General features: G+C 39.2%; 7 protein-coding genes. All 7 read right to left on the bottom strand.

The annotated features are described in order from the left end of the window. Positions 1 to 35 precede the first annotated feature (35 nt). Entirely contained in the window at positions 36 to 593 is a 558-nt protein-coding gene (efp, locus tag OCV60_RS07415) for an elongation factor P (protein ID WP_044946272.1), read from the bottom strand. Between the two features lie 215 nt (positions 594 to 808). Next, positions 809 to 2,170: a shikimate dehydrogenase gene (gene aroE, locus OCV60_RS07410; RefSeq protein ID WP_117785443.1), complete on the bottom strand. Its 1,362-nt coding sequence runs from the start codon at positions 2,168 to 2,170 to the stop codon at positions 809 to 811. A 227-nt stretch (positions 2,171 to 2,397) separates the two neighbouring features. Beyond that, positions 2,398 to 9,234, bottom strand: a complete 6,837-nt coding sequence (locus OCV60_RS07405; protein ID WP_262529911.1) for a DUF5057 domain-containing protein — start codon at positions 9,232 to 9,234, stop codon at positions 2,398 to 2,400. Between the two features lie 14 nt (positions 9,235 to 9,248). After that, on the bottom strand, positions 9,249 to 10,073 hold the full coding sequence (locus tag OCV60_RS07400) for a prepilin-type N-terminal cleavage/methylation domain-containing protein (protein ID WP_262529910.1): 825 nt from the start codon (positions 10,071 to 10,073) through the stop codon (positions 9,249 to 9,251). A gap of 13 nt (positions 10,074 to 10,086) precedes the next feature. Further along, on the bottom strand, positions 10,087 to 10,593 hold the full coding sequence (locus OCV60_RS07395) for a pilus assembly FimT family protein (RefSeq protein ID WP_021943481.1): 507 nt from the start codon (positions 10,591 to 10,593) through the stop codon (positions 10,087 to 10,089). Between the two features lie 11 nt (positions 10,594 to 10,604). Further along, positions 10,605 to 13,436 (bottom strand): hypothetical protein, encoded by a 2,832-nt coding sequence (locus tag OCV60_RS07390; RefSeq protein WP_262529909.1) that lies wholly within the window; start codon positions 13,434 to 13,436, stop codon positions 10,605 to 10,607. Positions 13,437 to 13,439: 3 nt separating this feature from the next. Then, the gene (locus OCV60_RS07385) at positions 13,440 to 14,783 is read right to left on the bottom strand and encodes a type IV pilus modification PilV family protein (RefSeq protein WP_262529907.1); all 1,344 of its coding nucleotides are present in this window, start codon (positions 14,781 to 14,783) and stop codon (positions 13,440 to 13,442) included. Positions 14,784 to 14,798: the final 15 nt, after the last annotated feature.

Here is a 14,798-nt window from a genome sequence, read left to right as displayed (position 1 = left end):
CCAGCTCCTACTATCTCTCTTATATTCTGATCGAATTAAACTCTTGAAAGATACTCGCCTGTACGTGTATCGATCTTGATCGTATCTCCTTCATTTACAAATAAAGGAACATAGAGTGTTGCTCCTGTCTCAACTACACAAGGCTTTGTAGCACCTGTAGCTGTATCACCCTTTACACCAGGCTCGCACTCTGTGATCAGTAATTCTACAAATAATGGTGGCTCTACACCAAATACAGAACCATTATGGGAAACAAGCTTACAGATCTCGTTCTCCTTAACGAACTTTAATGCATCTCCGATTGCTGCTTTATTCAATGGAATCTGATCGTATGTCTCCGGATCCATGAAGTAGTAAAGATCACCATCATTGTACAGATACTGCATATCTTTTCTTTCGATATGAGCCTTCTCGCACTTCTCTGTTGGACGGAATGTCTTTTCTACAACACCACCACTCTTGATATTCTTAAGCTTTGTTCTTACAAATGCAGCACCTTTACCAGGCTTTACATGCTGGAACTCTATAATCTGATAAATATTTCCTTCAAATTCAATCGTAACACCATTTCTGAAATCACCTGCTGAGATCATCTCTGCCATAATTTTCTTTTCCTCCTTAAGATATGAACTTCTTGTGACATTTTATAATATTCTACAGAATATTTCAACTACTTTTTACCAATTCACGGATTCCCGGACGATTGGTGGCCGTGATATGTCTCTTTCATAAGTCGCTTACGCTCTATTATTTTAAAAACAAAACATTGCGTATTAGTTTTTGCTTTTAATTAAGTACATAGTTTATACTATATTTTGCTTATTATTTCTTCCACTATATGCTCAGGAGTCAATTCTGTGACAGGGATTGTCAGATCTGCCGCACGTTCATATAACGGGGTGCGGTAGGTTAAGAGATCTCGTACCTTTTGTTCCGGATTGCCGCCTGCCAGAAGTGGTCTGGTGTTGTCACCGGATAATCGTGATATGACTTCTTCCGGAGTGATCTGTAAATAAACGACTGTTCCAAGAGTTGCAAGCTCTACAGCATTCTCCTCTCGAAGCGGAAGTCCTCCGCCGGTCGAAAGTACCGCGTGTGTCAATGACGTATTTAATTCTTTTAATGTATCTGTCTCCAATTGTCTGAAATATGCTTCGCCCTTTTTACTGAATAATTCTGCGATCGTACAGCCACATTTTTCTTCTATATACTGGTCAGTATCTATAAATGTATATCCATATTTTTCAGATAAAAGCTGTCCAACTGTTGTCTTTCCGGATCCCATAAATCCTGTCAAAATAATATTATCCCGTGTTTTTTTCAACAGTTTCTGATAGATCATATCTGCTGTTTTCTCATCCACCGATATATCATTCCACAGTTCATATGCAATTATTCCTTGATATAACAGCATCTTCAGACCATTATAACTCTTTGCTCCTGCCTGTCTGCACAAAGACATAAATCTGGTACAGAATGGTTTATAGATCAGATCAATTCCCACTGATACCATCTGGTAAAATGCCGGATCTTCAATTATTACCTCATCACTATGCGGATACAGACCCTTTGAAGTTGACTGGAATACAATATATTTTTTCTCCGGAAGTTTGTGATAGTCTTGAATGCTCATAGCAGTCATATTCTGCTTTCCAAAGAAATCATTCATATGATCTGCGATTGCCTGTGCTTTCGATACCGTACGGTTTAAGATATATACATGTCCTGCTCCATTTGCCCCACACATATAGGCTACAGCCTTTGCAGCTCCGCCGGCTCCTAAAATAATGACATCATGCGCATCAAGTTCTACTCCATAAGATCTCACCTCACGAAGAAGCCCCAGCATATCCGTATTATAGCCTTTATATCCATTTTCTGTCCGCACCAGGGTATTAGCAGCACCGATCGCCTGTGCCCCTTCATCCAGCTCTGACAAATATTTCATAACCTCATTCTTATGCGGTACAGTCACATTTAAGCCCAGAATATTCAGTGCATAAGCTCCTTTCACTGCCTCTCCAAGGTCTTCTGCTTTTGTGTGAAATGGTACATACACATTATTTAGTCCAAGTGTTTCACTTAATGTATTGTGGATCAGCGGCGACATTGTATGCTCTACCGGATCTCCTAACAGACCAAGCGTTCTTGTCTTTCCATCTATCATCATTTACCTCTTCTCCTTATGATCTGTCTTAACCAAAATGGCTTATTTTTTTCTCTTTCTTCCGCTCATATACATATGTCCTCTCACCGCATTATGTAATAAAAAGGAAACATTAACATAGTAGCATCTTCTGTTTGTTCTTACAAGAATTATTCCAAATATACAGAAATAAGGCGGACATTACTGCCCGCCTTGTAATATATAAGATTGTTTGTCAATTCTTATATTTGTTAAGCCAATACAAATTTTTTCGTATAAGCTACATCATTTGCTGCAACCTGAATTGCACTATCTGATTGTGTCAGATTGAACAATGGATCAGATGCTTTTACCTTGATCATTGTATAGATCGGTTTTGTCTTACCATTGTAGTATACTTCTACAACTATGTAGGTGTAGTTTCCACCATATGGTGCGAACAGTTCATCTGTTGGCTTCAGGTTATTGGAATCTGTAAACTTATCCTTAATCTGTATCTTCTTTGTCGATGCACTATCTTCCACAATGCCTGCTTTTTCCTTATCGGATGCCGGTGTATTCCAGATCATACGATCTGTACCCTCTGCATATGCTGGACGATTGTTTGCCATATCTGTATCATCATAATCCAGATCATAGTATACGTTAATTGCATCCACTGTTACATCATTTGGAACATTGATCTTGAAGTCGAATTCCGGTGATGTTGTCTTATCTGCTACTTCATCCAAATATACGGTCTTACCAATTGACTCAGATATCTCTTCGTCCTTTGCCATTTCTTTCTTGAAATCTGTATCAGGATCATAAACATATAATGTAGGTTTTTCCTTTACTGCTTCTGCACTGTTTACAATAACGTTGATGAAGAGCTTTCTTTCATCATTATTTCTTGTTGTAGGACCTGTAACCGATCCATGACCGGCTCCACAGTATGTAATTGCTCCGTTACCATAAGATGTTGTGTAGATGTAGTAGTTCTCCATTCCATCATATGGATCTGCTGCATACAGGGATGATCTCTTCTTCGCATCACTTGAGTTGTTAGAACCTGCCAGTGTATACCATACAGTTACATCGCCTGCTTCCAGATCAAGTGCATATACCTGCTGATGTGTACCTGAAATATTCAGGGAATCACCAATCTTGTATGGATACAATGTGATCAGACCTTCATTTAACTGTTTTGCCTTTACAGTCTGTGAATTTGCTGACTGATCGGCTGTTGATGATGCTGACCATGCTGTCGCACTCTGGAAATCACTCTGTGCATATACATATGGTAAGGTGTATGTTGCACCACCGCCACCATTCTTATCATAGTACAAACTGGTCATTGACAATGCACTTACATACATTCCAATGTTTCCAACCTTGTTATAGCTGGATGCGATCTGTGTCATATTAGCATTAATACTGTTTACAAGACTCTTTCCTGCGATTGAATTATTTACATATGGTGTAAGATAATACAGGTCAGCGTCCTCCGACTTGTATGCCAGTGATGTATTCTTGTCTGAATACGTTGGCTTGCCGCCCTCCTGATAAATGTATCCTGAGGTTCCAGCCTTTGCTTCTGTCTTTGTAAAATATCCGGTATCTACACCGCCCCAGTCGTTGATATATGAATACTGGTCATATGTTACTGCATCCTGATAAATGTATCCGGACGTTCCTGCTGTAGCTTTCTTTTTATAGAATGTACGGGTATAATTTGCTGTTAAATCCATGTAAGCATTATCTTTTTCCCATCCATTCAACGGACCCTTCAAATCATGTGTTGTTCCATATGATTTCGGCTCATAAATATATCCATCTTCTGCCAAAGTTCCCTTTATCATTCCGGCTGGTGAACCAGATGAATTCTGCTTTGTATAGATATATCCATCTTCTGTCAATGTTCCCTTTACAAGGCCTTCCCGTGTAACACCTGTAACATATCCGTCATTTACGACCTCATATGTGTTGGCATTATTTGTAAGATCTACATGGAATCTGTTCATTCCAACAATATCAAGTAATGACTTTGTCAGATTAACAGCACCTGCATCTGCATACGGTGTCATTGTGTCATGGAAGAAGAATAAATCTCCACCATTTGATACATAATCCAGAATGTATTCACAAGTACGCTGCTTCAAGTCTACCTTGAATCCACCAAAAGAATCGGATGGACCAAGAACCAGAATTGAATACTGCTTCTTCATGAAATTTTTACCATAAGAACGTCTTAAATCTTTCTTATACACATCTAATGCATCTAATTCTTTATCCTTTGCATCTCTGTACTTCTCATACAGTTCTACAAATTCACTGCCGAACATTGTAGATGAAATCTTTCCGCTGGCAAATGTAATATCTGTATTTGTACTGTATACAGGCCAGAATACCATATAGTACTCACCGGTATCGATCGTATAATTAAGGAGATCGATCAGGTCACTGTTTGAAACAGATGACTTGAAACCACCAAGGAACGTATTATAAGTACCTCTTGCTACATAATTTGTAGAACCTGTATATGTGCCCTGTAAGGACTGAATAGCACCCTTGATGTAGCTATCCAGGTCTTCTTTTGGCTTAACGGTCTCAGATACATATTTGTTATAAGCTGCCAAAGCAATTGTTGCATCTGTTGCATACTGCTTCTTGTTTCTACCTTCTACTGTACCGCCATTCTCCAGCTTATCTGCCTCTTCTACCCAGGTATCCAGACAGTCATATGTGTCTGCCTGATTATCCTTTGTTGTAAAAGCAGCTTTATCCGCTGAAGCTACTACCATATCAAGACTGATATCGTAATCCTCTGCTAAGGTATCTGCAAAATTTGAAAGATAATCATCATTACCCTTCTGTGAACCATAGAACAGATCTGTGTCATATGGAACGATACCAAAACGATTCTCATGACGTCCCAGACATTTATACTGTGCAACATCTGCTGTATCAAGTGCTGTCTGATTTGCATAGGTGTTATACTTCAGAATCTTATGTGCTGTCTGTGACTGAATATCAAAGTACAATGTATCTGTTGCTCCCCAGGATGTTGCTCCCTGTCCTTCTGACATGGTCTGAACCTGTAAAACATTGATATCACTGATTCCGTCTGTGTTGTTTACGATCTTGCAGATACCACGCTCTTCTGCAATGATATTATCCTTACTATCCATAATAAGGATCTGCCAGTATGCAGAACCGAAGAAATCCTGATCCAGTGCAATATTTACTGTCTTATTCTTTACTGCAGAACCGGATGTTCCTGTTGATGTATCTATATCACCTGTTACATAATAGTCAATCGTCTTATCATGATCAAACTGTGTATTCTTATTCTTGTCAATACAGATTGAATATTTATAACTCTTTTCCGATCCTGCTACAGAGAAGGTAAATGATAAATTGGTTGTCTTCAGATATGTGCTTGTAATACCCTCTGAATATTCAACCGGTGCACTTGTAACTGTAAGACGCGCTCTTGATGTAGACTGTTTAACAAGATTGTTAATCGCTGCATTTGTATCCTCTGAGAATACTGTTGCATACGACTTGATAGCCGTCTCATCTGTTGCATCCTTATACCATGTCTTCTGCTGTGCCTCTGAATCAAGCATTGTCTGCTTTTCAGCAATCTTATAAGTGTACAGTGTATCACCATACTGCTTATTTGAATTATCAATCTTCTGTGTATCGGTTGCATCTACGCCCCATAATACATTTGTTCCTTTGGATCTTCTGTTATTGATCACATTCAAAAGGTCATACATTCTGGATGATGGATCCAGATAGAAGTTCTTTCTTTCCAGCTTGCCTGCATTATACCAGTAGCCCTGACTCTTCTGCGCATCTGTAAGACCATTGCCGTCTGCATCTGTTCCATTTACCTTTTCAAATACCGAAGTCAGTTCATTGCCAACCATGATCGGTCTTCCAAGATTAACGTAAGATACAAGCTCATCATACTTATTCTTTGTCAGGTCATTACCATTTTCAACAACATATGTTGTCTTATACTTTGTTGAGCCAATCACCGGTGTTGCCATAAGCTCAGAACCTGTGATTGATCTTGTCATCTTGTAAGAACCGGTACCACCCATCTCCTTCAGAACACCTGTATGGTAATACATAACAAATGTAGGAATTGCGGATACTAACTGTTCTGCGCTTGGTCCGATATAAGCAAATACACTGGAATCGTATATCTTACTCAGATCTCTGTCCAGAGCGCTGATATCTCCACCGATATATACAAGGTCATATGTAGCAGCGATATCATCTGTCATACCGATCAGTGCCTCTGATGAAACCTGTGTAAGCTCAATATCTGAATATGAGATACCATCGATCGCATATGCAATCTTTGCCTTCGTCAGATCAAAATCATAATACTCACTGCCCGGTGAAAGCTCCTCCACTGCATAGCCCTCAGCTACATCCGATGGAACGGTATAATAATTACCATAGATTTTTTCTCCGTGTGTATTGGTACCATTTGTCCATGCACCGGATCCATTCTTAACCGATGAAGATCTTGCGAGTTCTTCATCAATTGGATAATCCGGCTGAATTTCCAGAACTCTGAATTTATTATCACTGCCTCTTCGGTATACACCGGCATTGATAATATCTGCGATCACCTTTGCTGATGGACTGTTGATAATAATCTTATCTGGATCACCTGATCCACCACCATTATTGTTTCCGGATCCAATACCGTCTCCGGCTTCACTGCTTGCGATTACATACACACCCTCTTCTACTGCTGAACATAACTTCTGGTATGCTGAATCACCGATCTCATCTTTATAATCACCTGATTCAATAAAGATAAAATCATACTCTGTAAAATCAATTACATTCGTTCCTGTAACTTTTGGCAACAGGACATCATTTTTATACTTTTTATACTGAGCATCTACATAAGCATATACCTGTTCTGATGTCTCAAAGATAAGATCATCTGTATATACATCTGTTGTATAGTTTGTCGGATCAGCAGCACACTTGTCTGTGTATTCTTTATATTCATCGCAGTCATTTGTGTAGTCGTAAGCATCATCTTTGCTTTCTCCCTTTACAGAAACGATGAAATCATTACCGTTACTTCCGATCAGATAATCCTCGCTGATTGCATTCGGATCCGCTGCCGGATCAGAGCCATCACCTGTACCTGCGTTATCACCTGCACCTGCGTTATCGCCTGTACCGGAATTATCTCCTGCGCCTGCGTTATCGCCTGTACCGGAATTATCTCCTGCGCCTGCGTTATCGCCTGTACCGGAATTATCGCCTGTACCTGCGTTATCGCCTGTACCGGAATTATCTCCTGTGCCTGCGTTATCGCCTGTACCTGCGTTATCTCCTGTGCCGGAATTATCACCTGTACCGGAATTATCGCCTGTACCTGCGTTATCGCCTGATGTATCAGAATCATCTCCATTGTCTTCATATGAAGATGGATCCACTGTTGCCTCCAAAAGAACACTGTAATCATAATCAGCATTTACTTTAGGAAATCCATATTCATATGTATAGATACCTGTCTCTTCATCATATGATCCATTTCCATCTTCACCGGTTGTAAGTTCACATGCCAGAACTGTACCATCTGTATTACCAGCCAGTTTGCTTGCTTCTCCCTTTGGAGTTACAACCAGATAAACAACAGAGCCTGCAAGATCTCCCTTAGACTTGATCGTACCGGTAATCTGCTTTGCAGCAACATCCTGGAAATAAGTCTTAGCAAGATCATTTGCTGTATACTTTGCTCCCTTTGAGCTGTCAACCGCATTTAACAGATCCTTACTCTGAATCTGATAGATATTTGCTCCACTTGGAACAAACTTATAACCCTTACCGGCATAAGCATCACTTGTAAAGTCGCTGTTTGGAGCTTTTACAACAGACTCCCACTTCTTTGTTTTACTATTATATACATAATTTTCTGCAGAGCACTGCGGTGCATCATTCTTTGATGCCAGTTCTGAGAACATACTGTTTGATGTACCATCTGTGATCACCAGAACATTTGCATTATCAAATTTCCATTCATGTCTGGAACCTGATATACCCTGCGTATTTCCAGATATCTTTGCGTATGCAGAATCAACCTTATCGGTCTTATTATTTAAGAAGTTTTCCATCTTATCATCTGTATACCATTTATAATATCTGTTCTTATTGATGTAATCCTTTCCGCCTTCTGTTGCAGAACGTTCAGCAGTCAGAATAAAGTCCGATATTGTCTTTGTGGTATTTGTCATTGGATCTGGCTTTTTACCACTTGCTTCTTTATAAAGGACATTGAAGAAACCAGGTTCTACACAGAGAACATTATCTGTTCTTCCCTTTAATGTTTTTGTTACATATTTGTATGCCAGAGATCCCATACGATACTGGTCATTATTACCTGTGATCTTTTCAGGCTCCGCTGTACATAATGCATATCGATCAAAGATGATCGGATGCTTTCCTGCATATACATCCAGCCAGTTATATAAGCTCTCGCTGATATCTGTACCGCCTGCAGCATAATCATTTGCTGTTGTTGCAACGATATAGATAAAATCCGCATTTGCAAGTATTTCCTGTGCCTCTGTACCCATGCCGTTCAGATCACTGACTGTTTTAGTCGTCAATTGAACTGCACCCGGTGCCATATCATCTTTAATATTCTTATAACCATTGAAAACTGCATATCTGAAGTATTCTCCATCATATACATATTTCCACAGATCAGATGTGCCTTTATATCCTGCTTCATCACTGATCTTTCCTGAGTAACCGGAAGCAGTCACAATCTCTGTCATTGATGTATCTGCTGTTGCATAAGATCCCAAACCATCCGGAAGGATCTGAACAATGTGATACTTATCCTCGCCTGTCTTCTTCAGACTGGAATCGTTTGAGTTAAGAATCGCCTGATCAATGTTTGAGCTGCCCACCAATGTTGAACTGCCACTTGTGTCCGCTTCACTTTTTTCAACAGGAGTTCCAGAATTAGCCAACGTAAAGTTTACGAATATAGCACATACTATAAGTGTAAATATTATCGCTACAGATGATAATACTACTTTTCTGTTCTTAAACACTATTTCTTTCCTCCTTAATCCCATGTATGCTTTTTAAGCACATATGAATTTCGAATGCCAACAACACCATTTATCTTATAAGATGCCGCCGTTGTTGAATCTTCAAGTTCCAGTGTAATTGCAATACTGTCCTCGTCCGGATTGATCTGTAATTTGAAATCCTTTACATCCTTACAAAGAACAGTGCCATCTGCTTCACTTGCATCAGTGATTCTATCTGATTGCGGTGTTTTAAACACATAAAGCTTTTTTTCGGTCTTATCATATGTGATCGTACAGGTCGTGATAACACTGTCACCGTTACTCTGTAATGCAGATGCATAATCTACTTTCAGATATAACTTCCCGGAATTATCCGGAATAATATATGTCGTGTCATCTGTCGATGGTGATGTGACATCACCAAACGACTTCATATCTGCAATATCATAACATGGACCCTTTGGTGTAAGACCAGCTCCACCCGCTTTCTCGATATAAACAGTACGTCTTCCAATACCACCAGCAGACATTAATTCACCTCCGCTGCCCTTTGTATCTGTATCATCCGGAACAATAAATACTCCGGAAACCGGGCTGTAAGATGTGACGCCCGCTGATGTAGTAGCCACATATGCGCTTCCCAATATCTTCACATCAGTCGCACCCATGATCATATCTGATATGGTATCATATGTTTCACCGGCTTCGTTCTGTATTTTCTTTCTATTTGTCATCTTTCTATTGGAGGATACCACTGTACCAACAAGTGAGGTTACCGCAACCATGAACACACTTAAAATTCCAATGTACAGTACTAATTCAATGAAAGTGAAACCTTTATTATTATTTTTCTTCACGCTTCACCCCTCCTCATGATCCTGTGTAATGGCTGCCTGTTGCCTGATTCAGTGTTACCTTTCCAACGGCATCATTGGATCCGTCCTTATAAAAGGTATATACACCACTTCCGGTTTTTACAGAACCATCTGACTTATTAAACTTAATGATCATAGATGAAACTTCACTTCCTGCGGAAGAACCATTATTTGAATAGTAAATCGTTACACGATCCAGAATCTCACGATCCTTTGAAGTATCTTCTGTGAAATCCGATCCATTCTTGCTCTTACCATATACCAGGTTATATTTTCCATCTACTTTTTCCAGTTTCATTGCCCAATCGCTTTCCTGTGTTTTTGTCAGGGACTGCAGAGTTGACAATTCCTGATTGAACGACTCCTTTGATGAAGTCGCACGAGCTGTCCGTATCGAAGAAATCGACACTGCCGCAAGTCCTGACATAACTGCGATGATAGCAAGAACAATAATCAATTCAACAAGGGAATATCCGGAATCATTTTTTATTTTTCTTATCATATTCACCCCTCCTACTCTACATTCTTCTTCCAGTTCTGGAATGCAAGAATGTCGCTATAAGAGATGTCTGATAAGCTTGAACCAGAAACCTCTGAATTGTTTTTATCGTCTACTTTAACATAGTTCTTTAAGATCTCTCTTGTGATCAGACTCAGATCTTCTACATCACTCTTGGAACACTCTTCCAGTACAGTTGCTGTAAAGGATGCGTCTGCTGAGATATCTACGCTGCTGTTACAGATAATCTTTGCACCTGATATGATCATTCCTCGGAATGACTTTACACTCTTATCAAATGTTACATTACCACCACAGATAACGATACCCTGTAAAGCACCATCAGCGGCTGTGGATTTTAATGTTACATCATTTGCATTGATGATAACAACTGCATTTGTCTCTGGCTCTACCTTGTTGATACTAAGATTTTTGGAGAAGATCTTATCATAATCAACATATTTGGTAAGAGGTGTCAGACTGTAGTTGTAATCAAATGTATCAAGGTTCTTTCCGTCAGATCCTTTGATCGGAGCGTATGTGTATGTACTTCCGTTCTTTGTATATCCGGCCACTTCCCATGCAGAAACATCTGTATCTGTATCATCCTTTTTATCTACTACAGACAGATGATCTTTCATATTGATATACATATAATTGATCTGATTGCTGACCTTCTCCTCTTTGCTAAGAGTGGTCTGATCACCAAGTGCCTCTGAATTCTTTTTAATATCTGCAAATGTATTATTATTCTCTGTAATACCCTTATTACCAAGTAACACTGAGAATGTCTTTGATCCTGTTGCATTTTTTAATGCTGTATCAACCTGCAGAGATGTATCTGCAGATGCCTTAACAAATAATGAATTGTCACTGTTCTGAGCAGTTACAGCTCCACTTGTTTTGATCTTGCTTCCATCCACATCACCATCTTTGCTTGGCAGAAGTAATTTAACTTCAAAATTTTCATAGTTAGCAACATTGTACAATTTCTTTTTCGTTTCGTCGATGCCTGTGTTTAAGAGATCATAATACTTCTCTACAAATTCTTCTGCATCATTTACTCCATCTTTATTATTATCACCATCCTGAATGTACAGATAATAATAATCATGTCCGGAAACTGTCTCCTTGATTGCTTCTACAATATAATTATTAGATGTGAGCTGTTTTACGAAATCAGTATACAGCTTGTTAATTTGGACATCATTTGAAAATGTCTTAGGGAACTTTAATGTAACATGTGTATAACCGTTCTCATCCACAACCTCAGTATTATCATACAGATCCCACTGTGTCAGGAAGATCAACTGATTGGACTTAACATCAAGAGACTGACCGGTTGAATAATCGTTTAATGCTGTGAATGCATAATCAGAATCTTTCGTAAGGCCAAAGTTTTTTCTTTCTTTCTCATCTGTGATCGTATTTGCTGCGATCTTGGAGAATTCGATATAGGACTTACCTGCAATATACAGAGATTCCAGACTTGAAAGATCCAGAGTTGAATTCTTTCCATTGACAATGATCGCACTGTCACTGAAGTGTGATTTTAATTTGAATCCTGTTGCAAGGTTACCGGATGTACGAAGAAGGTTAATGCTTCTTACGTCATCTGCTGTATAGCTGTATCCAAAATAAGTTCCTCTTGTAAATGTAAGCTCAGATTTCTCTGCATTCAGCTCTGTATCATCATATACATAAGCATTTGCTGCCGCTTTGATCTGTCCGCCCTCATCACCTCCGATGATGATGTTATCGGTCCAGAGTTCTGATAACAGGGATGTACGTCCTGAAAGATTAATCTCCGCACCATCAAAAGCTGCGAGAGATCCTGAGTTAACGATAATATCGGAATTCAGTGTCAGATTCGCTCTGTCACCCTGTACAAAGATACCGGAATATGCACTCTCATCTGTTGATCCCCATTTGGTTTCAACTGTACGGCTGTATTCATTTGTTACCTTTGTATCTGTTTTTCCGTTATAATCTTTATTGTAATAGTCAGAAGCGGTATAAATGTTACCCTTTATATTTACTTCTGTATCTGCTGCTGTTCCGGATACCTGAAGTCCCATATCAGCTAGCAATGCGTAATTATATAAGCTGTCACTGTTTGCACCTGCCATATCAAAAGAAACATTATATTCCGGTTTCTTTAATACAAGGTCTGTTGTGATCGTCTGTACATAAGTTCCAGGCGCCATTGCTCCGCTCGCGGAATCTGTGCTGCTTAATGTGATCGTACGCTTTACACCAATATTTCTGAATGTAATCTCTTCGATATTATTCTCATCGATCGTATTGGCACTTGCTACACCTGTAACTTTTCCATTCTTTCCAGCTACATATTTGATGTACTTTTCACGACCTTCTTTATCCTTGAATACAATTCTCAGATTGTCACAGGCAAGTGATACATCCGGATCTGTAATATAGCCCTTTAAGGTTTCGATCAGAGTTGGCATATTGCTGAATGTCTTATCTGATTTGATACCCTGCATAAAGAACTGCTTAAACAGATCATTCGCTTCATCTTCTGTCAGATTGTTATACTGACCATCCTTGTAATACACAACAATCTCAGCCGTTGTCGTATACGCGGAATACAAATGCTCATTTGTCGCTGCACCAATTCCGGCATATATCTCATCCATGGCTTTTTCAACACTGTAAAAGTTATTCAGGGAATTCAGCTTATAAAAACGAAGTTTATATGCCAAAAGAGTTCCCATTAACAATGCTGACACCAGTATGCTTAAGAAAGTTGCTGATACAATAACAAGGACAAAACTCGAGCCGCGGTTATCCGCTAATTTAAGCTTGTTTTTTAACTTTTTCAGCATCTCTTATTTCCCCCTTGTTCCTGATACTTCTGTCTTATTGCCATCACTGTCTGTCAATGTAACATGAATATCATACAGGTATGTTTCATCACTTGTATCATCTGATGTGTTCTTAACTTTAATAGCAGTTGCATCTGTTTCATCATACTCAGTTCCGAAGTTTGAATATGTCTCAATCTTTCCCTTGGTATCACCACCAGTGCGGTTCACATATACCTTAACAGAAGATGGTGAGCTTGTATGACTGGTGCTCTGGTAAACCAGACTGTCAATACTGCTTACGCCAAGTGTATCGCAAATAATCTCCTCATATTTCGGATCAATTGAAGCAATTGTTTCAAATAAGTAGATCTTTGCTTTTTCATCATCAGCAAGTCCTGATGTCTCAACTCTGATATAATCATTATTACAATATACACCATTACACACTGCAGGTGCATATAACAGATAGATTGGAGGAAGTGTCTTGTATTCCTTCTGATATACAATTCCCTCTCCATATTTTCCATCCGGTTTATAGGTATCGCTTGCAATTCCATTCGTGTATGCCTTAATGATAGGATTAAACGATGGTTTATCCTGATATTCTACAAAACACTGTACCATATAACCGGATAAAGTCTTTGAAACCTTAATCGTGGTTGTTTTCTGGAACGAATCATTATCCAGATAGGTAGCACCGGACAGATACTGATTATATAAAACGGAATTTCCCTTTAAGATATCCACTTTCACATCTTTAAAATATGCCGCTGCCTGATTATCCAGACTGTTTCCTTCTATACCACTGGTTGCTCCCATATAGGTTGCTCCAGCAATGATCGCTGACTGCTTGTTATCAAGATTACGTACTGTACCAACACCTGATGTAAGGCGGACATACTCAGAACCGTCTTTCTTCAGGTCATTTGTATTGGCATCCCATACATATCCCTTTGTTGCAACTGCATGCGCAATATCATTTACAGTTACTGTGCAATCATACTTCTCGTATTCTCCCCCGAGCGATATTCCACTGCATGAATATGTATTAATGTGATAATCTACAGTTCCCGCACTTTCCGGGAGGGTATAAGTCTGTGTCTGGGAATCATCCAGACCAAACTCATAATTACCTGTAGAATTGCCATCAGGGATACTGATGGCACTTTCTTTCATATTTGCAGTTTTAAAGCTTTCCATGATCTCTTCAGCTTTTTCAATCGCATATTGTTTCTTTGTTGACTTCGTATTGACATTGATCGCTGAAATCAACTGGGCGGTAAGGGGAGCAATTAATATAGCAAATACTGCTACAGCTATGATTACTTCAATCAAGCTAAAGCCTTTGTTATTATTCTTTGCCATTCTTACTTCTCACTC

It is taken from the genome of Coprococcus ammoniilyticus (assembly GCF_025567345.1).
GTDB classification, from domain to species: domain Bacteria; phylum Bacillota; class Clostridia; order Lachnospirales; family Lachnospiraceae; genus Coprococcus; species Coprococcus ammoniilyticus.
This window is presented reverse-complemented; position numbering and strand designations above follow the sequence as displayed.

Coding starts and splice junctions, on each gene's coding strand:
- efp (WP_044946272.1), bottom strand. CDS start 593: ATGATCTCAGCAGGTGATTTCAGAAATGGTGTTACGATTGAATTTGAA.
- aroE (WP_117785443.1), bottom strand. CDS start 2,170: ATGATGATAGATGGAAAGACAAGAACGCTTGGTCTGTTAGGAGATCCG.
- OCV60_RS07395 (WP_021943481.1), bottom strand. CDS start 10,593: ATGATAAGAAAAATAAAAAATGATTCCGGATATTCCCTTGTTGAATTG.
- OCV60_RS07390 (WP_262529909.1), bottom strand. CDS start 13,436: ATGCTGAAAAAGTTAAAAAACAAGCTTAAATTAGCGGATAACCGCGGC.
- OCV60_RS07385 (WP_262529907.1), bottom strand. CDS start 14,783: ATGGCAAAGAATAATAACAAAGGCTTTAGCTTGATTGAAGTAATCATA.